The sequence below is a fragment of the Microbacterium halotolerans genome (genome assembly GCF_003569805.1).
Classification (GTDB): Bacteria; Actinomycetota; Actinomycetes; order Actinomycetales; family Microbacteriaceae; genus Microbacterium; species Microbacterium halotolerans.
Genome location: NZ_KZ984054.1, coordinates 238251 through 261802, shown reverse-complemented (window position 1 = coordinate 261802; position 23552 = coordinate 238251). Strand labels below are relative to the sequence as shown.

The following is a 23552-nucleotide window of genomic DNA, read 5'->3' as shown; positions in this document are numbered from 1 at the left end:
GGACGTGAGCCAGTTCGAGTCAGCCACCGCGCTCATCGGCCGCGACGGCGAGCGCCGCGTGCTCGACGACGCCCTCGACTCGGTCCGCGGTGGTACGCCGCGGACCGTCGTCATCGGCGGCGAGGCCGGCATCGGCAAGAGCCGGCTGCTGCGCGAGTTCCTCGCTTCGCACACGCACGATGCGCACGAGCTGCTCGGTCAGTGCATCGATCTGGGCGACGTCGCCGCGGCCTACACCCCCGTGATTCCTGCGCTGCGTCCGCTCCTCGCGCGACTGGGCACCCAGCGCGTGCGCGAACTGACGGGTGCGGGAGGGACTGCTCTGCTCGCGCTCTTCCCCGAACTCGATGCAGCCGATGCACCGGCGGCGCTGGGGCCCGTCGAGCAGTTCCACGAGGCCGTCGCTACGGTGCTCGAGGCGGCGTCGTCCGACGGGCCGGTGATCCTCGTCTTCGAGGACGTGCACTGGATCGACCCGGCGAGCCTCGGGCTGCTGCGCTTCCTCACCCGCGTACTGACGACGGGCCCCATCCTGCTCGTCTTCAGCTACCGGTCGGACGACGTCGGTCGGGGACATCCGGTGCGCCGACTGCTCGGCGAGCTCGAACGCGATCGGGCCGTCATCCGGATCATGCTGGATCGGCTCCCGCACGAACAGGTGCGCGATCTTGCGCAGGAGCTGCGCGGCGCCCCGCTTCCGGAGGCGGAGCTCGAGTGCCTGATGAGCCGCAGCGAGGGTGTGCCGTTCTTCGTCGAGGAGCTCGTCGCATTCGGCGACGACGATGCGCAGGTCGTGCCTGAGACGCTGCGGGAGCTCCTGCTCGCACGCTATGAACGGTTGCACGACGCCACCCAGCGACTCGCCAGAGTGCTGGCCGTCGGCGGCACGGAGGTCGAGCATGTGCTGCTCAGTCGTGTGTGGGACGGCGATGACCTCGATGAACGCGCGCGCGAGGCGCTGCACGGCGGCGTCATCCAGGCCGATCACGACGCCTATCGGTTCCGGCATGCGCTCGTGCGGGAGGCGATTCTCGACGATGTGCTGCCCGGCGAGCACGAGCGCATCCACGCGCGGTATGCCGCTGAGTACGAGCATCTCGCCGACGAGACCAAGCGCCCGTTGTCCGCCGCGATCGCGCACCACTGGATTCAGGCGCGCAACCAGGAGCGGGCCTTCCCCGCCACACTTCGCGCCGCTCGCGAGGCCAGGGCGGCGCTGGCGTTCGGTTCCGCCGCCCAGCACGGCGAGCGAGCGCTCGCACTGTGGCACGCGGTGCGTGATGCCGAACGCGTGGCCGGCATGTCGAAGCTCGCACTGGCCGGGCGCACGACGACGCACCTGCGCAACGCGGGCGAGCTCGAGCGCAGCCTGGCCCTGGTCACCGCCGCACTCGAGGAATGCGAGCCGGGCACCCTCGACGAAGCGCTCCTGCTGCACAACAGGGCGAAGGCGCTCGCACAGCTGGCACGCGAAGAGACCCTCGATGTGTTCCGCCAGTCCCTCAACGCCGCGGAGAGGCTCGATGACGGCAGCGACCCGCAGCTGGCCGCGCTGCGCTCCTCCGTGATGGTGTCGTTCTCCGGGCGGCTCATGCTCGCCGGAGAAGTCTCCGAGGCTCGCGAGCTCGCGCTGCGCGGTGCCGCCCTGGCGCGAACCCATGGCGACGAGCGCACAGCATCCGTCGGAGTGAACATGGCGGCAGTCTGCCTGGTCGCGACCGGCGACGCGGACGGAGCGCTGAGGGAGCTGGAGGACGCCAAGAGGATCGCTGCGGACGACGGACCAGCCCAAGTGCGCTATTTCGTGAACGCCTCGGACGCCGCTCATCTTCTCGGTCAGTACCGGCACGCCGTCTCGCTCGCTCAGCAGGGCGTCGACGCGGCACGGCGGCTGGGCTTCGAACGCACCTCCGGAGTGCTGCTGTCATCGAACCTCGCCGAGCCGCTGGTCTGGCTCGGCGAGTGGACCCGTGCAGACGCGATCATCACCCGCGCACTGTCGCTGGAGCCGCCGAGGTCCTACCGCACGCACCTTCTCGTCACCAAGGCCGCCACGTTGACCTGGCGGGGCGACGCCGAGGCCGCCGATGCGCTGCTGCGCGAACAGCGCACGGTGCTGGTCGCGAGCATGGCCGCGGAGGTGCAGTCTCTGATGAGCGTGGGCCGGGCCGCCACGGAGACCGCACTGGCCATGGGCGACGTCAAAGCAGCGTGGGAGCACGCGGTCAGGCTGCTCGACACCGACCCTGCGCGGCTGTGCGCGGGCCGGGTGCATGCATGCGCGTGGCCGGTGGCACGCACCATCGCCGCCGCACGCGCATCCGGGTCGCGCAGTGCGGCAGGCGACGCGGAGCCACGGCTGCGGGCGCTCGTGGCACGATTCGCCGAATGGCCGACGCATGACGTGTGGGCGCCCGTCATCGAGGCCGAGCTCACGAACACGACCGATGCGTGGCGCGGGGCGCTGACTGCGGCGCGCGACGAGCGAGCACCCGTGCACCTGGAACCGTACGTCCTCGTGCGGCTGGGCGAGTCGCTGATCACCGACGGCGAGCGGAGCGCGGCGCGCGACACCCTCACCGAGGCGATCGATGCCGCTGAGCGCGGCGGCATCACCGCGATGCGCAAGCGCGCACACGAGCTCGCAGCCGACGCCGGGTACTCTCCGGCAGGCCGGCCGCGTCGCGGCGCCGGCGCGCTCACCGAGCGCGAACAGCAGGTGCTCGCGCTCGTCGCCGAGGGGCTGAGCAACGGTCAGATCGGCCAGCGACTGTTCATCAGCGGAAAGACCGCGAGCGTGCACGTCTCATCGATCCTGCGCAAACTCGGTGCGACGAGCCGCACCGAGGCGGTTCACCTCGCGGGCCGCGCCCCCGAGGCGTCGTAGACCTCTGCCCTGAAACGGTTCTGCCCCGGCCTGTGGCCGGGGCAGAACCTGTCGGAGGGGATGACGGGAATCGAACCCGCGTGACCAGTTTGGAAGACTGGGGCTCTACCATTGAGCTACATCCCCGCACTGCGTGTGACAGCGCATTCCACTATAGGGGAACGGAGCCCTCGTCCGTGAATTCGGTCGCCCGCGCGTGGCGCTCTGCCGTCGTGAGGTAGCGCTCGGCATTGAGCCGGAGCCGCTCGATCTCCTCATCGTCCAGCTGGCGGCGCACCTTCGCCGGCACGCCAGCCACAAGCGAGCGCGGAGGCACGACGGTGCCCTCGAGCACGACGGCTCCCGCGGCCACGAGGCACTGCGCACCGATGACTGCTCCCGACAGCACGACAGCACCCATTCCGATGAGCGAGCCGTCGCCGATCGTGCACCCGTGCACGACGGCGTTGTGGCCGATCGATACGCCGTCGCCGATCTCTGCGGGATGCGCCGCGTCGACGTGGATCGACACGTTGTCCTGCACATTGGTGCCGGCGCCGACACGGATCGTGTTCACGTCGCCGCGCACGACGGCGTTGTACCAGACGCTCGCCCGCTCGCCGATCTCGACGTCGCCGACGACGCGGGCGCCGTCTGCGACGAACGCGGAGTCGGAAACCGAGGGGGAGGACTCGTCGACGGGACGGACGCTCGCTCCGGATGAAATGGTCATCCGGCCATCCTGCCAGGCAAGGGCATACTCACCCAAACACCATTAGGGAAGCCTTACTTTCCCCAGGTCAGAGCTGATTTAGCACAGCCTCTGCTTGCTTGCGGAATACCTCAGCAGGAGTACCGTTGACATCAACACAGACCGATTCTCGGGAAGGATCACACCATGACGAACCAGACCATCGCCACCACCGCCAGCGACCCGACAGTCGCCGCAGGCACGTCGCAGTTCCTCGCCCCCGTCGTTCTCGGTCTCCAGGCCCTGACGCTCAACGGGAAGCAGGCCCACTGGCACGTGCGCGGCGCGAACTTCATCGGCGTGCACGAGTTCCTCGACACGGTGGTCGCTCACGCCGGCGAGTGGGCCGACACCGCCGCAGAGCGCATCGTCGCCCTCGGCCTGCCGATCGACGCCCGTGCGAACACGGTCGGCGAGAAGGTTGCCGCCACGAAGGTGGGCGCCGGCTTCGAGCAGTCCGAGCAGGTCATCCGCTCGGTCATCGCCGACATGGACGCGATCATCGCCGATGTCCAGGCAGCGATCGACGGCCTCGACGAGGTCGACCTGACCAGCCAGGACATCGCGATCGGCATCAAGGCGGGCCTCGAGAAGGACCGTTGGTTCCTGTTCTCGCACCTCGCGTCGTAATCCGCATCAGAAGGGCGCGCTCCGGAATCATCCGGGGCGCGCCCTTTCGTGTGCGTGGCCGCGGCTCGGACCCGCCGAGGTCAGACTGCCAGGTGCGTGATCCTGCCGGCGAGCAGCGTCGCCGCCACCGGCATCTCGCGCAGCTGCCGCTCCCCTGCCGACATCGGATCCTCCGCGACCAGAACCAGGTCGGCGCTCTCCCCCGGCAGGATCCGCTGCTCCGCGACGGACCCGCCGCGCGTCGAAGCCGCAAGCGCCGTCGCCGCATCCAGCGCGTTCTCCGGCTGCCACGGCGCCCTGCCGTCATCACTGCGGAACACGGCGGCCGCCAGCTGGCGCCACGGGTCGAGCGCGGAGACCGGGGCGTCGGAACCGAAGACGAGGTTCGTCCCCGCCTCGTGCAGCGCGCGGAACGCGTACGGCGCCGACGTCTGATCGGCCCACAGATCGTCGACCAGATCCCGGTCCTCCACGGCGTGGGTGGGCTGCACGCTCGCAGTGACGTCGAGCCGCGCGAACCGGGCGATGTCTGCATGCCGCACCAGCTGCGCGTGCTCGATCGACCCTGCGGCCCCGGATGCCGCGAAGCCGTCGAGAGCATGGGCGACGGCCACGTCGCCGATCGCGTGAACGGCGGCGCGCAGGCCTCCGCCCGCGGCGCGGGTGAGGTGGTCGATCAGCTCGTCCGGCTCGACGTTGAGGTGGCCGGTCGCACCGTCAGTCTCGGTGCTGCGGCCTGCGCGGTATGCGTGCGAGCACGCCGCCGTGCGCGTGCCGAGCGAACCGTCGCTGATCACCTTGTACGGGCCCATCCGGATCAGCCCGCTCCCGTCGAGGGCGTCTCCCGTCGCGAGTCCGTCGCTCAGCGTCTCCTCGAGGCGGTGGGTATAGGTCGCGACGTCGACCCGCAGCAGGTCGAGGCCGGCGGATGTCCGCCGCGCCCAGTCCTCTCCGCCCCACTCCATGTGCATATCGACGACGCCGACGATGCCGCGGGACGCCGCACGACGGGCCATCTCCCCGACAGCGCGATCGACCGTGTCCTCGTCGAGGTCGCCGAGGCGCCGCGCCAGCTCGAACGCGTCCTCCTCGCGCACGAATCCCTCGCTGCTGGTCCACCCCTCGCGCCGCAGCGCCGCGCTGTTCAGCCAGGCGCTGTGCAGATCGGCGTTGACGAGGTACGTGGGCGTCTCCCCCGTGTATCTGTCGAGCAGGTCGAGACTCGGCGGCTCGGGCCACAGCGCGTCGCGGAAGCCGGAACCGACGCGGCGGCCGTCATCCAGCACCGGAGCATCCGCCATCACGGCTGCCGCCTCAACGGCTGAGTCGGTGTGCGCCAGCGAGACGCGCTGTGCCTCCAGCGCCCACGGCACGACATGCACGTGGTGATCCCACATTCCCGGCACCAGCCACGCCCCAGCCGCGTCGAGAACGGCACCGCTGCGGCGCCCGAGGCCTGCAGGAGCGATGTCGACGATCCTGCCCCCGGCGAGGAATACGTCGTACGGCTCCGCCTCATCGATCGAGGCCAGCGGCATCAGCTCGCGGCCTGCGCCGCCGATGCGCGCGTTCGCGATCACGTCGACCGTCTCGCCCACGTTCATCCGGTCACCCCTCGTCTCGATCGTCGCGTGTCATATCCGTTGCGGCGATGCCGATGCGCCCCGACCCGGAGCAGTCCGGTCCGTCGCGCGCTCACCTCTGGCAGGTCGGGCACCAGTAGAGCTTGCGCGCCTGCATCTCCTCCAGCACGATCTCTGTGCCGCACACGCGACACGGCAGGCCGGCACGGTGGTACACCCAGTGCCTGTCGTCGCGGCTGGCCATCGCGCGGCGCCACGCGTCGCCGGAGAGCCCGTCCATCGTCATCATCTGGCCGGTCTCGACGCCGACGCGCAGCAGCCGCTCCCAGTCGCGCCACAGCTCGCGCAGCACCGACTCCGGCACCTGTCTGCCCGGCGCATGCGGGTCGATTCCGGCACGGAAGAGCATCTCCGCACGGTAGACGTTGCCGATGCCGCTCACCACGGACTGGTCCATCAGGAGCTGACCGATCGCGACTCCCCTGCGGCGCACCGCCGCGACGAAGCGCCGCTCGTTCTCAGCGGGGCCGCCCACGAGCGGGTCGGGACCCAGCCGGTCGATCACCGCTTGGATCTCCTCAGGGCCTTCGACCGCGCAGGCGGTCGGTCCGCGCAGATCTGCGCAGGTCGAGTCGGTCATCAGCCGTGCGCGCACCTGGCCGACCACGGGAGGCGGCCACTGGTCGGACTCGTCGGCGAGGCCCTTGGTCTGCTCCGACATCCGCACATGGGCGCGGGTCTTCCGCGGGGCCCCGATCGACGCCAGCGAGTTCTCCCCCGCGTCGTCGAAGACGGGCTCGTCGAGATCGGTGCCGCGCTGGTTGGTCTGGCCCATCCGACCGTTGGCGCTGGCGATCGTCGGATCGATCTCGATCTCGCCGGCGAAGTCCCACGCACCGTACAGACCGAGATGCACCCTCAGCCAGGCGTCGCCGGAGAACTCCAGAAACATCTGCTTGCCCACCGCACGCGCCGCAACGAGCTCCCGCCCGTCGAGCACGGCCGCGCCTTCAGCGAACCTGCCCTGCGGGCTCGACACGGCGACAGCGCGTCCGACGAAGTTGCGGTCGAACTGCTTCGCGATGCGATGAACGGAATGACCCTCTGGCACGGCGCCCTGCCTACGCGCGCGGGTCGGGATCGAGCGCACCATCAGATTCGAACGCCGCGATCTTCCCGATGCGGCGCGCGTGACGGTCGTCGCCGGAGAACGGAGTGGCGATGAAGCGTTCTATGAAGGACACGACCTCCTCGAAGGTGTGCTGACGCGCACCGATCGAGATCACGTTGGCATCGTTGTGCTCGCGCGCCAGCTCCGCGGTCGATAGGTTCCACACCAGCGCGGCGCGGATGCCTGCGACCTTGTTCGCCGCGATCTGCTCACCGTTGCCCGAGCCTCCGAACACCACACCGAGGGCTTCGACGCCCGCGCGCTGATCTGTGACGACCGCCTGTGCCGCCCGGATGCAGAACGACGGGTAGTCGTCGACCGGATCGTACTCGACCGGGCCGTGGTCGACGACCTCGTGGCCGCTCGAGGCGAGGTGCTGCTGCAGCTGGGTGGAGAACTCCAGACCGGCATGGTCTGTGGCGATGTGGATGCGCATGCTCAGCATTCTTCCCTATCTCGTGCGGCTCACTGCTCGAGGCCGGCCGCGGCCGGCTTCGCACCGATGCGCGCGTTCACGCAGCAGCCGGGCCGGCACACGTCGTACCACGGACCGAGATCCGTCATATGAGGGCGTTCGCTCACCGGTGTGCCGTGCAACCGCTCCTCGATGAGATCGACCAGACCCGACACGAACGCCGGATGGCTGCCGGGCGTCCGTGTGCGCACGAAGGCCAGACCGACGTCCTCAGCCGACTCCTTCGCCTCATTGTCGAGATCCCACATCACCTCCATGTGGTCGCTGACGAAACCGAGCGGCGTCACGGCGACGGCCCTGATCCCCTCGCCTGGCAGCTCAGCGATGCGGTCGTTCACGTCGGGCTCCAGCCACGGCTGCGTCGGAGGGCCTGAGCGGGACTGGTAGACGAGATCCCATCCGACCCGGCTCGCGGCCGACACCTCCTGCGCGAGCCGCTGCATGATGTGCTCCGCGACGGCGGTGTGCTGGGCAGCATAGGCACCGCCTTCCGGCCACTCGCGGTCGCGGGGACCGGAGAGGTTCGCATCATCGGTCGGAATGGAATGCGTCGCGAACAGCACGCGGATCTGTTCCGGCGCGAGGCCGTCGGCGAGATATCCCTCGACGGCCTCGCGCACGCCCTCGTAGAAGGGCTCGACGAAGCCGGGGTGGTCGAAGAACAGCCGCACCTTGTCGATCGTGACGGGGTCGTCGCCCTCGCCGACGCCGGTCTCGATCAGCGCTCGCGCGAAGTCCTCGCGGTACTGGCGATCGCTGGAGTACGAGCTGTACGCGCTCGTTGCCAGTCCGAGCAGCGTGCGATGGCCGTCCGCAGCGGCACGGGCGACGGCGTCCTCCACGTAGGGCTCCCAGTTGCGGTTGCCCCAGTACACCGGCAGGTCGATGCCGCGGCGCGCGAGTTCCGCCTCCAGCGCAGCGAGCAGCTCGCGGTTCTGCTGGTTGATCGGACTCACCCCGTCGAAGTGACGATAGTGCCCGGCGACCGCCTCCAGACGCTCGTCCGGGATGCCGCGCCCTCGCGTCACGTTGCGCAGGAACGGGAGGACGTCGTCCTGTCCCTCCGGCCCGCCGAAGCTGGCCAGGAGCAGCGCGTCATACGCAACAGGAGTCTCGACGAAAGGATCGCCGCCGCATGCGGCGGGCGAGGCGAAGGGAACGATGCCGGTGGTCACCGTGTCATCCTCTCACTCGCAGCGACCGGCTCGACCAGCCTTCGCTCAGCAGACATCCGGATCGAGTTTGGGCGCATCCGGAGCCGAAGTTCACCTGCACCGCTTAGGCTTTACCAGTTGCCGGGGCTACCCACCTCGGATCCCCCGATTCTTCACAGAGGGAGACCCAGTGCCTGGAGAGAACCTCACCAGAGTGGAGGCGCAGGAGCGCCGCTCAGTCGTCGACACGCAGTCGTACGAGGTGACGCTCAACCTGACCAGGGGAGCCGAACTGTTCGGATCGCGCAGCGTCGTGCGATTCGCCGCGACCGAGGGCGCCTCGACGTTCATCGACCTGATCGCGACGAGCGTGAACGAGATCACGCTCAACGGCCGCCAGCTCGAGCCCAGCGAGGTGTATGCCGATTCGCGCATCCGCCTCGACGGTCTCGCCGCGGAGAACGAGCTCGTCGTCGACGCCGACTGCGCCTACACCAACACCGGTGAGGGGCTGCATCGCTTCGTCGATCCGGTCGACGGCGAGGTCTACCTGTACTCGCAGTTCGAGGTGCCGGACTCACGGCGCGTGTTCGCCGTGTTCGAGCAGCCCGATCTCAAAGCCACGTTCCAGTTCACGGTGACCGCGCCGTCCGCGTGGCAGGTCATCTCGAATCAGCCGGCCCCCGAGCCGATCCCTCACGACGACCGCGAGACGGCCACGTGGGGCTTCGAGCCGACGCCGCGGATCTCCTCGTACATCACCGCTCTGGTCGCCGGTCCGTACGAAGTCACCCGCTCGGAGCTGACCAGCTCGTCCGGCCGCGTGATCCCGCTCGGCGTGTTCGCGCGCAGGAGCCTGTGGGACGACGTCGACGCCGAGTACATCTTCGACAAGACGCGCCAGGGATTCGCCTACTACGAGGAGAAGTTCGGCGTCGAGTACCCGTTCGCCAAGTACGACCAGATGTTCGTGCCGGAGTTCAATGCCGGCGCCATGGAGAATGCCGGCGCGGTGACGTTCACCGAGGCCTACGTCTTCCGCAGCAAGGTCTCCGACGCGGTGCGCGAGCGGCGCGTGGTGACGATCCTGCACGAGCTGGCGCACATGTGGTTCGGCGATCTCGTCACGATGACGTGGTGGAACGACCTGTGGTTGAACGAGTCGTTCGCCGAGTGGGCGTCGACGATCGCCACCGCCGAGGCCACCGAGTGGGAGGGCGCGTGGACGACGTTCAACGCGATGGAGAAGACGTGGGCGTACCGGCAGGACCAGCTGCCGTCGACGCACCCCGTCGTGGCCGAGATCGGTGATCTGGAGGACGTCCAGGTCAACTTCGACGGCATCACGTATGCCAAGGGCGGCTCCGTGCTCAAGCAGCTCGCCGCCTACGTCGGAATCGACGCCTTCTTCGCCGGTGTCGGGGCCTACTTCCGCAAGCACGCGTTCGGCAACACGACTCTGCGCGACCTGCTGGTCGAACTCGAAGCGACCAGCGGTCGCGATCTGTCCGCCTGGTCGGCGAAGTGGCTCGAGACGGCCGGTGTCAACACGCTGTCGCCGATCGTCGAGGCTGACGTCGACGGCTCCATCACGCGGTTCGCCGTGATGCAGACGGCACCGGCCGACTACCCCACTATTCGTCCGCACCGGCTCGGTATCGGGTTCTACGACCTCAACGGCGGATCGCTCGTGCGCACGCACTACGCCGAGATCGACGTGGACGGCGATGTGACGAACGTCGACGAGCTGAAGAGCCGTCGACGCCCCGCACTCGTGCTGCTCAACGACGAGGATCTCGCCTACGCGAAGATCCGACTCGACGATGTCAGCCTCGACACCGCCATCGAGCATCTCTCCGACATCGCGGATCCCCTCGCCCGCTCGCTCGTCTGGGGTGCGGCATGGGATCAGGTGCGCGACGGCGAGACTCCGGCCAGCGAGTACATCGATCTGGTGCTGCGTAACATCGCCGCCGAGACCGAGTCGACGACGATTCGCACCACGCTCTCGCAGCTGCAGCTCGCGGCGAACTCCTACGTGGCGCCCGAGTCGCGCGAGTCGTCGCGCCGCCGGGTCGCAGACGGCCTCTGGCTGCTGCTCAGGCAGGCAGCGGCAGGCAGCGACGTGCAGCTGCAGCTCGCAACCGCGTTCGCCAGCGCCGCGTCCCACCGCGACCACTGGGCGACGGTGAAGGGCATCCGCGACGGCGCCGTCGACATCGACGGCCTCCAGATCGACACCGATCTGTCGTGGCAGCTGCTCATCTCCCTCGCGGCAGGCGGTCTCGCCGGTGACGCCGAGATCGATGCTGCACTGGCCGACGACAACACGGCTTCGGGCGCAGAGCTGGCCGCCAGAGCCCGCGCCGCACTGCCCACGGCTGAAGCGAAGCGCGCCGCCTGGGAATCGCTGGTCGAGCGCGACGAACTCCCGAACACCATCGTCCGATCCGCGGCCGCCGGCTTCGTGCATCCGGCCACGCGCGACGCGCTCGACGAGTTCGTGCCCCGCTACTTCGACATGCTGCTGCCGATATGGGAGAGCCGCACCTATCAGATCGCGTCGTACCTGATCGAGCTGCTCTACCCCGCGCCTCTTGCGAGCATCGAGCTGCGCGATGCGACGCGCACCTGGTTGAGCACCCACTCCGATGCACCGGCGGCGCTGCGCCGGCTCGTGCACGAATGCCTCGCCGGTGTGGAACGCGCGCTGAACGCACAGGCGCGCGACGCGGAATGACCGTGGAGGAGCAGGAGAGCTTCTACGACCAGGTGGGCGGGCGCGAGACGTTCGCCCGACTGGTGCACGAGTTCTATCGAGGCGTGGCCGATGATCCGGTGCTGCGTCCGATGTATCCGGAGGAGGACCTGGGCCCGGCCGAGGAGCGCCTGCTGATGTTCCTCGAGCAGTACTGGGGCGGCCCGAAGGCCTACAGCGAGCAGCGCGGCCACCCGCGGCTGCGCATGCGCCACGGCGGGTTCCATGTGAACCCCGAGGCCCGCGACCGCTGGCTCGCCCACATGCGCGCGGCAGTCGACGCCCTCGACCTCCCGCCCCTGCACGAGCAGACCCTCTGGGACTACCTCAACCGCGCTGCCCACTCCCTGGTCAACACCTTCGACCCCACCCCCGAGCGCTGACTGCCGAAGTGCCTCGGGCTCGTCGAGATGCCCCGGTCTGGGCGCCGTCTCGGACCATGTTGGGGCACTTCACGAGCTGAAGCGCGGCCGTCAGCCGGTGCTTCTGACCTGCGTGAGACCGGATGCCGCCGGGCCGCGGGAGAGCACGTGGCCGCGGGCGAGGGAAACCCTGGTCCAGCGCCCGGATGTCGTCACGCGTGCGGTCTCCTCGCCTGCGATGAACCCGAATGCGAACGCCGCGAATGCGACGCCGCGCGGGAGCGACAGCACGTCGTCGTCCGCCTCGCCCCACACGGCGCCGCGCACCGTGCGGACGATCTCCTCGCCCGGGCTGTCCGGCAGCTGGTGCGCCACGGCCGAGATGCCCCACTGGGCACGGGCGGCGAGGGTCGCGGCAGCGATCTCCCCGTACTGCTCCCAGCCGCCGCGCGGCGGAGCGACCCCTGCCCACGCCGGAGCGAGCGCCGTGTCCGGCAGCGCGAGCTGAGCGGAGTCCTCCGTCTCCCCGAGCGATGCGACGACGAAGTCGCACTCCAGCTCAGGATCGACGCGCAGCGCCCGCATCGCCAGCACAGTCGGCGTGCGGTCGAGCAGGCCCTGCGGGGCGAGTGCCGCGCTCGTCATGGCGAGCACTCCCCCGCCCGCCTGCAGCCTGACCCCGTCTGCCCCCGCTTGCTCCGCCCTCCCAGCGAACGTCAGCGCGTCCCGCGCCGACTCCGAGTCGGGAAAGATCAGTCGAGCGGCCATCCCGCCAGCCTATCCGGCAACGATTGGGCGTTGAGCCCGCTCGGATGCGCCGCCGCCCGGCGGGCAGGTTCCGTCTGAATCAACAGACCCTGCCGGCGCATAGACTGGCTCCCGTGAGCGAGACGCCTTCGACCGACCCCGTGTCCCGGCTGCGCGAGTACCTCGATCTCGAGGAGCCAGGAGCCAGAACATCGAGCGACATCTTCGTCGGCCGGTCGCAGCCGATGCCGTTGGGCCGTATCTTCGGCGGCCAGGTGCTGGGTCAGTCGGTGATAGCCGCTTCGCGCACGCTCGAGAAACCCCGCCAGCCGCACTCCTTCCACGGCTACTTCCTGCGCCCGGGCAATGCATCCGAGCCCGTCACGTTCGCCGTCTCGCGCATCCACGACGGTCGCTCGTTCGCCCGCCGCGCCGTACAGGCCTACCAGAACGGCACACCGATCTTCTCCGCCATCGCGTCGTTCCAGGACGACGACCCGGGCCCCTCGCACCAGGTTCCGATGCCGGAGGGCCTGCCGGAGCCCGAGGACCTGCCCGACCCCGCCGAGACCTACGCGACGCATCCGATGTCGGGCAGGCTGCTGCTCGACAACCCCGTCGAGGTGCGGCACACCGCCGGAGACATCTGGCTGCAGGTAGACGAGGCGACGCCTCGCCAGACGGTGTGGACGCGCGTGCGCTCACGCCTCGGCGGCGATCAGACCCTGCATCGAGCCGCTCTCGCCTACCTCAGCGACTTCACGATCCAGGAGCCGGTGCTGCGCGCGAACGGCGTGCCATGGGCGACGCCCGGCCTGAACGTCGCGAGCCTCGACCACGCGATCTGGTGGCACCGTTCGGTCGCCGCCGACGAATGGATGCTCTACGTGCAGGAGTCGCCGAACTCGGGCGGGGGCCGCGGTCTCAGCATCGGACGGCTGTACTCGAGAGACGGGACTCTCGTCGCCACCGTCTCTCAGGAGATCATGGCGCGCGTGCCGGAGCGTCCTGCTCAGGACTGACACCAGCTCACGTCGCAGCCGATTCCATCAGGCACGCCTCGAGCGCAACCCAGCCGAGCATTGCGCATTTGATGCGCATGACGTACTTGGCGACGCCCTGGAACGCAGCGGCGTCCTCCAGCCGTTCCGATGGCTCGACTGAGCCGCGGGAGCGCAGCATCTCGCGGAACTCGTCGATGCGCGCAAGGGCCTCGTCACGGCTTGCACCTGCAAGCAGATCGCTCATCACGGACGCGGACGCCATCGAGATGCTGCACCCCTGCCCTTCCCAGTGCAGCGATGCGATCGCGCCGTCCTCGTCGACGGTCGCGCCCATGGTGATCTCGTCACCGCACGACGGGTTCAGCTCATGGTGAGAGTGCGCCTCCGCCTGTGGGTCACCCTTCCCCTGCGGGTCGCGTGAATGGTCGAGGATGAGCTCGCGATAGAGGTCGTCGAGTCCGCTCATGCTGTCACTCCGAAGTAGTCGCGCACCTCGCCGAGCGCTTCGCCGAAGCGGGCGACGTCGTCGAGGTCGGTGTAGACGGACGCACTGGCGCGCACGGTCGCCGGTACACCGAGCGCGCGGTGCAGCGGCTGCGCGCAGTGATGCCCCGTCCGGATGGTCACTCCCCTGTCGTCGAGGAACTGGCCGACGTCGTGGGCGTGCACGCCGTCGACGATCACGCTGGCGATGGCTGCGCGCTCGTCGCCGGGTGCCGGCCCGATGAGACGAACGCCGGGGGTACGGGTCACCGTCTCCACCAGCGCTTCTGCGATTCCCTCCTCGTGCGAACGCACGTCGCTCATACCCAGCGAGGCGAGGTAGTCGACCGCCGCACCGAAGCCGATGGCTTGGGAAACGGGCTGAGTTCCCGCCTCGAAACGGTTCGGCGCCGGCAGGAACTCCGCATGCTCCATCGTCACGGTGGTGATCATCGATCCGCCCGTGCGTGCCGGCGGGAGCACATCCAGCAGCTCGGCGCGACCGTACAGCGCGCCGATGCCGGTCGGGCCCAGCATCTTGTGCGCGGAGAACGCCGCGAAGTCGACGCCGAGCGTCGAGAAGTCAACAGGCATGTGCGGCACCGACTGACAGGCATCCAGCACCGTGAGCGCACCGACCTCTGCCGCCAGCCCCACGATGTCTGCGACGGGCGCGATCTGACCCGTGACGTTGGACACGTGCGGGAAGGAGATCAGCCGGGTGCGGGGTGAGACTTCGCGGCGCATCCCGTCCAGCGACCACAGTCCGTCGGCATCGACTGCGACATGACGCAGCACGGCGCCCGTGCGGGCGGCGAGTCGCTGCCACGGGATGAGGTTGGCGTGGTGCTCCGCCTCGGTGACGACGATCTCGTCGCCCGCCGAGAGTGCGAGATCCGCGCTTCCCAGGCCGAGCGAGGCATCGGAGATCCCGAGCGCGATCATGTTGATCGCATCCGTGGCGCCTGCGGTCCAGACCAGCTCCCGCTCGCCTGCGCCGATGAACGCGGCGACCCGCTCGCGCGCCGTCTCGAACGCCCACGTCGCCTCGCCCGTGGCGACGGACGAACCGCGATGCACGGCCGCGTAGTCGGCCCCGACGAAGTCCGTCTCAGCGGAGATGACGGTCTCGGGACGCTGCGATGTCGCTCCGGAATCGAGGTACACGGCATCCGGATGCGCCGCGTAGTAGGGAAAGTCGGTGCGACGGAGTCGGCCGAGGCTGCGGGTAGTCACACTTCCAGTGTCTCGCAGTCCTGATGTGCCGGCGCTGTCAGGCGGTCTCGACGAACGGCGCCCACTGCTTCCGTGCGACCTCGGGGATCCGCACGGGCCGCATCGTCTCCTGCGAGGCGAGCACGATCACGGTCGAGGCGGTCGCGAACAGCACGTCCTCGCCCTCGACGTCGCCCCGGATCTCATACGCGACGTGCATCGACGATCCGCCGAGCTTGGTCAGCCAGACCTGGAAGTCGATCGGCGCCTGCACGTACGGCACGGGTGCCAGGTAGGTGACGTCCTGCTGCGCGATCAGAGTGAAGAACGGACCGTCGTCGCCTACTTTGAGCTCGCCGTCGAAGACCGCCAGTGGCGAGCTCAGATCCGGATCCTCGTGCTTCCAGAAGGCACGTACGCGTGCCTCTTCCATCAGTTTCGTGATCGCCGCGTTGTTGACGTGGCCGAAGGCGTCCTGGTCTCCCCAACGAAGATGGATCGGGATGTGCACTCGCGTCATGCTCACATCCTGCCACCGCCGTTTGGCAGCCTGCACTACTCGATCCCGACGGCGCTACACCATAGCCGCCCCACGCTAGCCGCAAAACGACCGTGAGAGAACCGGCTATTCTATAACGGTCGGATAACAGGTGAGCGGTCGCTCTGAACGTCCTCCAACCCCGCGGCTTCCCCATGATCACGGGGAAGATGAGGGGGTCGGCGCTGACGCCGTGATCGAAACGTGAAGGTGCGCTTCGCCGTGAGAAAGAGACACAATGGGGAAGCGATGCCCGGAGCCCCCGGGCATTTCTGTTGAGAGCGGCACACCCGAGGCCGCTCCTCTCCGAAGACAACCGAGGAGAACTTTGAGCAACGAAGAGATCGCTCTGCGCGCGGAAGGCCTGTACAAGGTCTTCGGCCGGCGCGGAGGCGAGGCCGTTGAACGTCTCCGTGCGGGTGAGAAGCGCGATGAACTCGGCGGCGGCACCACTGCCGCGGTCATCGATGCCTCCTTCGAGGTCAAGCGCGGCGAGATCTTCGTCGTCATGGGGCTGTCCGGCTCCGGCAAGTCGACCCTCATCCGCATGCTGAACGGACTGTTCGAGACGACGGCCGGCACAATCTTCATCGGCGACGACGAGCTGGCCTCGGCCAGCAAGGGCGAGCTCCGCAAGATCCGGCGCGAGCGGGTGTCGATGGTGTTCCAGCACTTCGCGCTGTTCCCGCACCGCACGGTCGCGTTCAACGTCTCCTATCCGCTGAAGCTGCAGGGCATCGACAAGGCGACCCGCGAGGCGAAAGCCGACGAGATCCTGTCGCTGGTCGGCTTGGACGGCTGGGGCGACAAGTTCCCTCACCAGCTCTCCGGCGGTATGAAGCAGCGCGTCGGCATCGCCCGCGCTCTGGCCGCTGACACCGAGATCCTGCTGATGGACGAGGCGTTCAGCGCCCTCGACCCGCTCATCCGGCGCGAGATGCAGGATCAGCTGATCGAGCTGCAGGAGACGCTGGGCAAGACGATCATCTTCATCACGCACGACCTCAACGAGGCGATGCTCCTCGGCGACCGGATCGCTGTGATGCGCGACGGGGAGATCGTGCAGATCGGCACCCCCGAGGACATCCTCACCGACCCGGCCAACGACTACGTCGAGCAGTTCGTGCAGGACGTCGACCGCGCCCGCGTGCTCACCGCAGGGAACGTGATGGAGAAGCCCCGCGCCGTCGTCTCTGTCTCCTCCGGTCCGCGTACAGCGCTGCGCACGATGCGCGACACGAACTCGGGCGCCGCCTACGTCGTCGACCGCGACCGCAAGCTGCTCGGAACGGTCGACGACCGCGACGCCGTCAAACTCATCCGCAAGGGTGAGAAGTCGTTGGAGACCGTGGTCAAGAACGACGCCGTGAGCGTCCGCGAGGACGCCGTGCTGATGGATCTCTTCGTGCCGTCCGTCGAGTCGAAGCTCGCGGTGGCCGTCGTGAACGAGTCGGGAAGACTCGTCGGCGTCATCCCGCGCGTCACACTGCTGGCGGCGCTCGGCCCCGGCCCGGGATCAACTGAGGAGATCACCCTGCCGCAGCAGCCCGTACCGACGACGGAGATCGACCAGATTCTGGCATCGACTGACGAGAAGGGAGCCTGACGATGGAGTGGTTCCCCCGCATCAATGTCGGCAGCTGGGCCGACATGGCATTGGACTGGATCAAGGAGAACCTGCAGGTTCTGCTCGATCTGTTCGTTCTCGTGACCACGACGCTGGTCGATGGTCTCGCCGAAGCGCTGATGAGCCCCCCTGCATGGGTGATCATCCTCGTGTTCGCCCTGCTGAGCTGGCTGCTCCGCTCGTGGAAGCTCGCTGTCGGCGTCGTGCTGATGTTCCTGCTGATCGTCGGCATGGACCAGTGGGAGACCTCGCTTCAGACGCTCTCGCTCGTGGCGATCTCGGCACTGTTCGCGGTGATCATCGCGATTCCCGTCGGCATCCTCGCCGCACGGAGCAACGTCGTGAGCGCCATCGTCAAACCGATCCTCGACCTGATGCAGACGATGCCGGTGTTCGTCTACCTGATCCCGGCGATCGTGTTCTTCAGCCTTGGCGTCGCACCCGGTGTGTTCGCAACGGTGATCTTCGCCATCGCACCCGGCGTCCGGATGACAGAACTCGGCATCAGGGGCGTCGATTCGGAGACCGTCGAGGCGGCCACCGCGTTCGGCGCCCCGAACCGGAACATCCTGTTCGGGGTGCAGCTGCCGCTGGCGATGCCGACCATCATGGCCGGCGTCAACCAGGTCATCATGCTCGCCCTGTCGATGGCCGTCGTCGCGGGCATGGTCGGCGCAGACGGACTCGGCAAGGAGGTCACCGCTGCGATCGCGCAGATCGACGTCGCCAAGGGCGTCGAGGCGGGCCTCAGCGTCGTGATCCTCGCGGTCTTCCTCGACCGCCTCACGGCCGCGATCGGCACACCGACCGACTACCCGTCATCGCTGATCGGACTGTTCACCAGGCGCCGTGCAAACATCCGCAACGCCAAGGCCGACGCTGAGCGTGCTCAGCTCGAAGCCGAGCGTTCCAAGGCATCGCCGCGCCGCGCGCCGATCGCCGGCGCAGGCGGACTCGGCGGCGCCTGACCCCCAAGAACCTCCCCACCAATCCCGCCGCAAGGCGGAGAAACGAGAGGACCAATCACATGATGAAACGACGCAACCTCACCAAGATCGGCGCCGGCATCGGCGCACTCGCGATCGCCACGACTCTAGCGTCCTGCGCGGGCGGCGATGACGAAAACGAGGCCGCAGACGACTGCGTGATCGAGGACTCGTCCGCTTCCGGTGCCATCGACTCGGCAGACACGGTCGCAGCTCCCGCCGCGTACACGTCGAAGACCACGAGCACGAAGCAGGTTCCGGCCGCGGAAGGCGACGGTGAGACGATCACCCTCGGTTTCATTCCGTCGTGGACCGACGGACGCTCGACCGCGTATCTGCTCGAGGACCAGCTCGAGCGTCTCGGCTTCACCGTCGAGATGGAGGAGCTGACGGAGGCAGGGCCGCTGTACGCGGGCCTCGCCGATGGCAGCATCGACATCTACCCTTCGGCGTGGAGTGAGAAGACGCACGCCGACTACATGGACGAGTTCGGCGACGGCCTCGATGATCTCGGCTCGTACTACGACAACGCGCTGCTGACCATCACTGTGCCGTCGTACGTGAACGTCGATTCGATGGCCGAGCTGAAGGACAAGGCAAGCTGCTTCGACGGCAAGATCGTCGGCATCGAGCCGGGCGCCGGCCTCACTGCGGCCACACAGGACTCGATGATCCCCACCTACGGTCTCGAGGATGACTACGAGTTGCTCACCTCGTCGACCGCTGGTATGGTGACCGAACTCGACGCCGCGATCGAGGCAGGGGAGCCCGTCGTCGTGACGCTGTGGCGTCCGTTCTGGCCCTACGGCACCTACGACCTCAAGGACCTTGAGGACCCGGAGGGCGCCATGGGCGAGCCCGAGGCACTGCACTTCCTCGCTCGCGAAGGCTTCAGCGACGACTACCCGGAAGCTGCCGAGCTGATCGGCGGCATCCAGCTCGACGACAACTCCTACGGCTCGCTCGAGGACACCGTCGTCAACCAGTACGAAGAGGGCGATGAGCCCGCCGCCATCGACGAGTGGATCGAGGCCAACCCCGACGCATTCGACACTCTGATCACGGAGTGATCTGAGCGGACGATCATTCGACGCCCCGCGGCTGCTTCCGAGCAGTCGCGGGGCGTTCTCCTTTTGTCAGGGACTGCGCCATCCACCACAAAGCTGAATGCCCCGGATGATGGTCATCCGGGGCATTCAGCTCGCCAACCGAGCGAGCTCGCTTGGCTCTCACCTCAATCGCGTGTGCTTGTCGCTACGCTCTCGCAACACGCTCAATCGGCTCGGCCAACCGAGCGAGCTCGCTTGGCTCTCACCTCAATCGCGTGTGCTTGTCGCTACGCTCTCGCAACACGCTCAATCGGCTCGGCCAACCGAGCGAGCTCGCTTGGCTCTCACCTCAATCGCGTGTGAGCTTGCGGTGGGTCGTGCGGTGCGGGCGTGCCGCATCAGGGCCGAGCCGCTCGAGCTTGTTCGCCTCGTACGCCTCGAAGTTGCCCTCGAACCAGTACCAGTTCGCAGGGTTCTCGTCCGTACCCTCGTAGGCGAGGATGTGCGTTGCGACGCGGTCGAGGAACCACCTGTCGTGCGTGACGACCACAGCGCAGCCGGGGAACTCGAGCAGCGCGTTCTCCAGCGACTGCAGCGTCTCGACATCGAGGTCGTTGGTCGGCTCGTCGAGGAGCAGCACATTGCCGCCCTCCTTGAGCGTCAGCGCCAGGTTCAGACGGTTGCGCTCACCACCGGAGAGCACACCCGCCTTCTTCTGCTGATCCGGACCCTTGAAACCGAACTTCGACACGTACGCGCGCGACGGGATCTCCGTCTTGCCGACCGTGATGACGTCCAGGCCGTCCGAGACGACCTCCCACAGGGTCTTGTTCGGGTCGATGCTGGCACGGGACTGGTCGACATAGCTGATCTTGACCGACTCACCGACCTTGAGGTCGCCGCCGTCCAGCGGTTCCAGGCCCACGATGGTCTTGAACAGCGTGGTCTTGCCGACGCCGTTGGGGCCGATCACACCGACGATGCCGTTCGGCGGGAGCGAGAAGCTCAGCGAGTCGATCAGCGTGCGGTCATCGAACCCCTTCTGCACGTTCTTCGCCTCGATCACGAGGGAACCGAGTCGCGGACCCGCCGGGATCTGGATCTCCTCGAAGTCGAGCTTCTTGGTGCGCTCCGCTTCAGCCGCCATCTCCTCGTAGCGCGCGAGGCGTGCCTTCGACTTGGCCTGACGGCCCTTCGCGCTCGAACGCACCCACTCGAGCTCGTCCTTGAGGCGCCTCTGGAGCTTGGCGTCCTTCTTGCCCTGCACGTCGAGGCGCTCAGCCTTCTTCTCGAGGTACGTCGAGTAGTTGCCCTCGTACGGGTAGAGCCGACCGCGGTCGACCTCCGCGATCCACTGGGCGATGTTGTCGAGGAAGTACCTGTCGTGCGTGATCGCGATGACGGCGCCGTGGTACTGCTGCAGGTGCTGCTCGAGCCATAGCACGCTCTCGGCGTCGAGGTGGTTCGTCGGCTCGTCGAGCAGCAGCAGATCAGGCTTCTCCAGCAGGAGTTTGCAGAGTGCGACGCGACGTTTCTCACCACCGGAGAGGTTCTCGATGCGGGCGTCGCCCGGCGGAGTGCGCAGCGCGTCCATGGCCTGCTCGAGCTGAGCATCGAGATCCCACGCGTCAGCGGAGTCGATCTCCTCCTGGAGCTTGCCCATCTCCTCGAGAAGAGCGTCGAAGTCGGCGTCGGGCTCGGCCATGAGCGCCGAGATCTCGTTGAACCGGTCGACCTTGGCCTTGATCGTGCCGACGCCCTCCTGCACGTTCTCCAGCACCGACTTCGACTCGTCGAGCTCCGGCTCCTGCATCAGGATGCCGACCGAGTAGCCGGGTGTGAGCGTCGCGTCGCCGTTGGACGGCTGGTCGAGACCCGCCATGATCTTCAGGATCGTCGACTTTCCCGCACCATTCGGGCCGACCATACCGATCTTCGCCCCCGGATAGAACGACATCGTGACGTCGTCGAGGATCAGCTTGTCGCCCACTTTTTTGCGGGCCTTGATCATTTGGTAAATGAATTCAGCCATAGGGGCTCCAGTCTAGAGGAGCGCCCCCTCCGTGGGGGACGCTGACGAACTTCGCTACCAGTCGATCTCGCGGGTGTTGCCCAGGAGGCACACGCCCTCGCCCAGCGCCGGCTGCACGATCGCCACCGGATCTCCCGTCTCCGGCCCGATCTGGCCGACGAGGCATTCCTCGCCCACCCTGACGGAGAACATGATCGACTCCGCCGGCCACTCGATCGTCGTGATGTCGCTGGTGACCTGCATCTGCGTCCTGTCGAACCCCTTGTCCACGAGCGCGTCGATGTACACGCGTCCGTGGATGTTGTCATCGGATGCCCACACGTCATTCACGATCTCGGAGAACAGAGGGAGGTTGTCCTCGGCGGTGCCGTCAGGATCGAACTCGGTCGGCGTCGGCGCCTCGGTCGGCTCAGCAGTGTCCGACGGGGCCTCGCTCTGTGTCTGATCGGGCGGCTCCGGCGCGCAGCCTGCGAGAAGCGCCGCCGCCAGCACAGTCGTTCCCAGAACCGCCATGGTCAGCTCGCGTCGTGTCACCGTTCGATTCTAGAGGCTGGCCGCTGTGCACCCGCGCCGCCGGTCAGTACGGCGTATCGACGGCGACGGGCTCGGCCTCCCAGTGATCCTGGAACCCCGATGATGCCGCCTCTGGCGTCGCCTGCGCAGCCTCCACCTCCGGTTCACCGCCTCGATGGTCATCCGACGCGTCGCCCGCCGCCTGACGCGAGGCCTTGGTGTAGCTCGAGGTGCCCCACTTGAGGTCGTGTCCCACACCTCCTGCCACGATCTCGGCGTCCATGCCTCGACGCTCGTCCTTCTCCCATGTGCGCAGCCGCAGCCGCCCGGTCACGATGGCCCGCTCCCCCTTGCGGATCGACTCGAGCACGTTCCTGCCCAAGTGCTCCCAGGCACTGATCGAGTACCAGTTGGTCTCGCCATCGCGCCACTCGCCCGTACGCGCATCTCGCACCCTCGGCGTGCACGCCAGTCGGAAGCCCGTGACGTGCTTTCCCGTCGGCGTCACCCGCGCTTCGGGGTCGGAGCCGACCGTCCCGATGACGGTGATCGAATCGCTCATGATCTGTCCCTTCGCTCTCGGAGCCGACTGGCCCCGTTCTCAGCGTGGACAGGTCTCAGCGCTGTACGCGAGAGCGAATGGTCGATTGTGGACGGATTCTTGCGTTCCCCGCGGCTGTGAGGGAAAGGACGACAGGCTTCAGGCGAGGTACTGCGAGAACGACGCGCGCACTTTGTTGACCTTGGGCACCGCTACGGCGAGGCAGTATCCCTGCGTCGGGTTCTTCGCGAAGAAGTCCTGATGGTAGTCCTCGGCGTCGTAGTACTCGCCGAGCGGCTCCAGCGTGGTCACGACCGAACCCTCCGTCGTGCCGACCGGCGCGTCCCAGAGCTCGCTCGCCCGCCGCCGCGCCGCGTCGAACGTAGCCTTCTGCTCGGCGTCCGCGTAGAACATCGCCGAGCGGTACTGCGTGCCCCGATCGGCTCCCTGGCGGTTGAGCTGACGCGGGTCGTGCATCGTGAAGAACGCGTCGAGGATAACGTCGGCGGGGATCTGCTCCGGGTCGAACGTGACCTTCACGGCCTCCGCATGCCCTGTTGCGCCCGTGCATACGAGCTCGTAGCTCGGGGCAGGCACTGTGCCGCCCGTGTATCCGGAAACGACCTCCTCGATCCCCGTCAGAGCGCGGTATGCCGCATCGAGGCACCAGAAGCATCCGCCGGCAAGCACATAGGTCTGCATGCTCTCAGGCTACGCTCCCGCACCGGCAACGGCGCAGAATTCACCGGTTCTGCAGCAATGTCGTACGCCCTCCTTAGCGTAGGCAGCAGAAGGGAGACCATCATGAACACCATCGCAGCTCCTGTCGTTCCGCACGCCGCGCCACGGTTGTCATCGCCGCATGAGCACCTCGTGCGCGCCGCGGCCGACCTCTGGCGGGTCGTCGACCGACACGATCGCGTTCTGGGGCACCTGCGCGTCGTCGACACTCCGAGCGGCGTGCGCTGCCGTGCCGAGCGCTACCACCGGGCGACAGGCCGCTTCATCGATGTCGGCGCCTTCTGGTCGCCGGACGACGCGGTCGCGGCCCTGCGCTGAACCGTCTG

At 67.9% G+C, this 23552-nt stretch carries 22 protein-coding genes and 1 tRNA gene; 9 read left to right on the top strand and 14 right to left on the bottom strand.

The window, feature by feature from the left end; all coding sequences use genetic code 11:
• Window positions 1-4: 4 nt before the first annotated feature.
• The gene (locus DZG09_RS14905; RefSeq protein WP_162893340.1) at window positions 5-2887 is read left to right on the top strand and encodes a helix-turn-helix transcriptional regulator; all 2883 of its coding nucleotides are present in this window, start codon (window positions 5-7) and stop codon (window positions 2885-2887) included.
• Window positions 2888-2942: 55 nt separating this feature from the next.
• Here the strand turns inward: DZG09_RS14905 and DZG09_RS14900 are convergent.
• A tRNA-Gly gene (locus DZG09_RS14900) sits at window positions 2943-3013 on the bottom strand.
• Between the two features lie 25 nt (window positions 3014-3038).
• Window positions 3039-3599: a gamma carbonic anhydrase family protein gene (locus DZG09_RS14895; RefSeq protein ID WP_119698508.1), complete on the bottom strand. Its 561-nt coding sequence runs from the start codon at window positions 3597-3599 to the stop codon at window positions 3039-3041.
• 165 nt (window positions 3600-3764) lie between these two features.
• Here DZG09_RS14895 and DZG09_RS14890 point away from each other — a divergent pair, with 165 nt between their 5' ends.
• A complete protein-coding gene (locus tag DZG09_RS14890) occupies window positions 3765-4247 on the top strand; it encodes a Dps family protein (protein WP_119698507.1) in 483 nt (160 codons plus the stop codon).
• 80 nt (window positions 4248-4327) lie between these two features.
• Here DZG09_RS14890 and DZG09_RS14885 read toward each other — a convergent pair whose 3' ends face one another.
• The 4 genes from DZG09_RS14885 to DZG09_RS14870 form a co-directional block, all read right to left on the bottom strand.
• A complete protein-coding gene (locus DZG09_RS14885) occupies window positions 4328-5851 on the bottom strand; it encodes an amidohydrolase (protein WP_119698506.1) in 1524 nt (507 codons plus the stop codon).
• Between the two features lie 91 nt (window positions 5852-5942).
• Window positions 5943-6941: an Fpg/Nei family DNA glycosylase gene (locus tag DZG09_RS14880; protein WP_119698580.1), complete on the bottom strand. Its 999-nt coding sequence runs from the start codon at window positions 6939-6941 to the stop codon at window positions 5943-5945.
• A gap of 10 nt (window positions 6942-6951) precedes the next feature.
• Window positions 6952-7437: a ribose-5-phosphate isomerase gene (locus tag DZG09_RS14875; RefSeq protein WP_119698579.1), complete on the bottom strand. Its 486-nt coding sequence runs from the start codon at window positions 7435-7437 to the stop codon at window positions 6952-6954.
• Between the two features lie 29 nt (window positions 7438-7466).
• Window positions 7467-8651, bottom strand: coding sequence for a ferrochelatase (locus DZG09_RS14870; RefSeq protein ID WP_119698505.1), 1185 nt, complete (start codon window positions 8649-8651; stop codon window positions 7467-7469).
• A 169-nt stretch (window positions 8652-8820) separates the two neighbouring features.
• Here DZG09_RS14870 and pepN point away from each other — a divergent pair, with 169 nt between their 5' ends.
• Both pepN and DZG09_RS14860 read left to right on the top strand, forming a co-directional pair.
• Window positions 8821-11370 carry an aminopeptidase N gene (gene pepN, locus DZG09_RS14865; protein WP_119698504.1) on the top strand — a complete coding sequence of 850 codons (2550 nt, stop codon included), beginning with the start codon at window positions 8821-8823 and terminating at the stop codon, window positions 11368-11370.
• Window positions 11367-11771 (top strand): globin, encoded by a 405-nt coding sequence (locus DZG09_RS14860; protein WP_119698503.1) that lies wholly within the window; start codon window positions 11367-11369, stop codon window positions 11769-11771. Before pepN ends, DZG09_RS14860 begins: the two co-directional genes overlap by 4 nt.
• Window positions 11772-11861: 90 nt before the next feature.
• Here DZG09_RS14860 and DZG09_RS14855 read toward each other — a convergent pair whose 3' ends face one another.
• Window positions 11862-12518, bottom strand: a complete 657-nt coding sequence (locus DZG09_RS14855; RefSeq protein ID WP_119698502.1) for a DUF8185 domain-containing protein — start codon at window positions 12516-12518, stop codon at window positions 11862-11864.
• 113 nt (window positions 12519-12631) lie between these two features.
• Here DZG09_RS14855 and DZG09_RS14850 point away from each other — a divergent pair, with 113 nt between their 5' ends.
• Entirely contained in the window at window positions 12632-13519 is an 888-nt protein-coding gene (locus DZG09_RS14850) for an acyl-CoA thioesterase (protein ID WP_240424080.1), read from the top strand.
• Between the two features lie 7 nt (window positions 13520-13526).
• Here DZG09_RS14850 and sufU read toward each other — a convergent pair whose 3' ends face one another.
• The 3 genes from sufU to DZG09_RS14835 are packed head-to-tail and all read right to left on the bottom strand — an operon-like array spanning window position 13527 to window position 15719.
• Complete coding sequence (sufU, locus tag DZG09_RS14845; protein ID WP_119698500.1) at window positions 13527-13967, bottom strand: Fe-S cluster assembly sulfur transfer protein SufU; 441 nt, start codon at window positions 13965-13967, stop codon at window positions 13527-13529.
• Window positions 13964-15220: an aminotransferase class V-fold PLP-dependent enzyme gene (locus DZG09_RS14840; RefSeq protein ID WP_119698499.1), complete on the bottom strand. Its 1257-nt coding sequence runs from the start codon at window positions 15218-15220 to the stop codon at window positions 13964-13966. The genes sufU and DZG09_RS14840 overlap by 4 nt, the downstream gene beginning before the upstream one ends.
• 37 nt (window positions 15221-15257) lie before the next feature.
• On the bottom strand, window positions 15258-15719 hold the full coding sequence (locus DZG09_RS14835; protein ID WP_119698498.1) for an acyl-CoA thioesterase: 462 nt from the start codon (window positions 15717-15719) through the stop codon (window positions 15258-15260).
• A gap of 346 nt (window positions 15720-16065) precedes the next feature.
• On the opposite strand from DZG09_RS14835, the gene DZG09_RS14830 reads away from it, so the two are divergent.
• The 3 genes from DZG09_RS14830 to DZG09_RS14820 all read left to right on the top strand — a co-directional run bounded on the left by DZG09_RS14830 (window position 16066) and on the right by DZG09_RS14820 (window position 19420).
• Window positions 16066-17343, top strand: coding sequence for a quaternary amine ABC transporter ATP-binding protein (locus DZG09_RS14830; protein ID WP_240424079.1), 1278 nt, complete (start codon window positions 16066-16068; stop codon window positions 17341-17343).
• A 2-nt stretch (window positions 17344-17345) separates the two neighbouring features.
• On the top strand, window positions 17346-18332 hold the full coding sequence (locus DZG09_RS14825; protein ID WP_119698496.1) for an ABC transporter permease: 987 nt from the start codon (window positions 17346-17348) through the stop codon (window positions 18330-18332).
• 62 nt (window positions 18333-18394) lie between these two features.
• Window positions 18395-19420, top strand: coding sequence for a glycine betaine ABC transporter substrate-binding protein (locus tag DZG09_RS14820; RefSeq protein ID WP_119698578.1), 1026 nt, complete (start codon window positions 18395-18397; stop codon window positions 19418-19420).
• Between the two features lie 328 nt (window positions 19421-19748).
• On the opposite strand, the gene ettA is transcribed toward DZG09_RS14820, so the two are convergent.
• From ettA to msrA, 4 genes are all read right to left on the bottom strand, one after another.
• Window positions 19749-21431: an energy-dependent translational throttle protein EttA gene (gene ettA / locus DZG09_RS14815; protein WP_119698495.1), complete on the bottom strand. Its 1683-nt coding sequence runs from the start codon at window positions 21429-21431 to the stop codon at window positions 19749-19751.
• A gap of 54 nt (window positions 21432-21485) precedes the next feature.
• Window positions 21486-21965: a DUF6993 domain-containing protein gene (locus DZG09_RS16930; RefSeq protein WP_240424075.1), complete on the bottom strand. Its 480-nt coding sequence runs from the start codon at window positions 21963-21965 to the stop codon at window positions 21486-21488.
• 43 nt (window positions 21966-22008) lie between these two features.
• A complete protein-coding gene (locus DZG09_RS14805) occupies window positions 22009-22506 on the bottom strand; it encodes a single-stranded DNA-binding protein (protein WP_119698494.1) in 498 nt (165 codons plus the stop codon).
• A gap of 138 nt (window positions 22507-22644) precedes the next feature.
• A complete protein-coding gene (gene msrA, locus DZG09_RS14800) occupies window positions 22645-23187 on the bottom strand; it encodes a peptide-methionine (S)-S-oxide reductase MsrA (RefSeq protein ID WP_119698493.1) in 543 nt (180 codons plus the stop codon).
• Between the two features lie 102 nt (window positions 23188-23289).
• Between msrA and DZG09_RS14795 the strand changes: the two genes are divergently transcribed.
• Window positions 23290-23544: a hypothetical protein gene (locus tag DZG09_RS14795; protein WP_119698492.1), complete on the top strand. Its 255-nt coding sequence runs from the start codon at window positions 23290-23292 to the stop codon at window positions 23542-23544.
• Window positions 23545-23552: the final 8 nt, after the last annotated feature.

Coding starts and splice junctions, on each gene's coding strand:
- DZG09_RS14895 (WP_119698508.1), bottom strand. CDS start 3,599: ATGACCATTTCATCCGGAGCGAGCGTCCGTCCCGTCGACGAGTCCTCC.
- DZG09_RS14795 (WP_119698492.1), top strand. CDS start 23,290: ATGAACACCATCGCAGCTCCTGTCGTTCCGCACGCCGCGCCACGGTTG.
- DZG09_RS14875 (WP_119698579.1), bottom strand. CDS start 7,437: ATGCGCATCCACATCGCCACAGACCATGCCGGTCTGGAGTTCTCCACC.
- msrA (WP_119698493.1), bottom strand. CDS start 23,187: ATGCAGACCTATGTGCTTGCCGGCGGATGCTTCTGGTGCCTCGATGCG.
- DZG09_RS14860 (WP_119698503.1), top strand. CDS start 11,367: ATGACCGTGGAGGAGCAGGAGAGCTTCTACGACCAGGTGGGCGGGCGC.
- DZG09_RS14890 (WP_119698507.1), top strand. CDS start 3,765: ATGACGAACCAGACCATCGCCACCACCGCCAGCGACCCGACAGTCGCC.
- DZG09_RS14805 (WP_119698494.1), bottom strand. CDS start 22,506: ATGAGCGATTCGATCACCGTCATCGGGACGGTCGGCTCCGACCCCGAA.
- DZG09_RS14835 (WP_119698498.1), bottom strand. CDS start 15,719: ATGACGCGAGTGCACATCCCGATCCATCTTCGTTGGGGAGACCAGGAC.
- DZG09_RS14820 (WP_119698578.1), top strand. CDS start 18,395: ATGAAACGACGCAACCTCACCAAGATCGGCGCCGGCATCGGCGCACTC.
- DZG09_RS14885 (WP_119698506.1), bottom strand. CDS start 5,851: ATGAACGTGGGCGAGACGGTCGACGTGATCGCGAACGCGCGCATCGGC.
- DZG09_RS14855 (WP_119698502.1), bottom strand. CDS start 12,518: ATGGCCGCTCGACTGATCTTTCCCGACTCGGAGTCGGCGCGGGACGCG.
- ettA (WP_119698495.1), bottom strand. CDS start 21,431: ATGGCTGAATTCATTTACCAAATGATCAAGGCCCGCAAAAAAGTGGGC.
- sufU (WP_119698500.1), bottom strand. CDS start 13,967: ATGAGCGGACTCGACGACCTCTATCGCGAGCTCATCCTCGACCATTCA.
- DZG09_RS14825 (WP_119698496.1), top strand. CDS start 17,346: ATGGAGTGGTTCCCCCGCATCAATGTCGGCAGCTGGGCCGACATGGCA.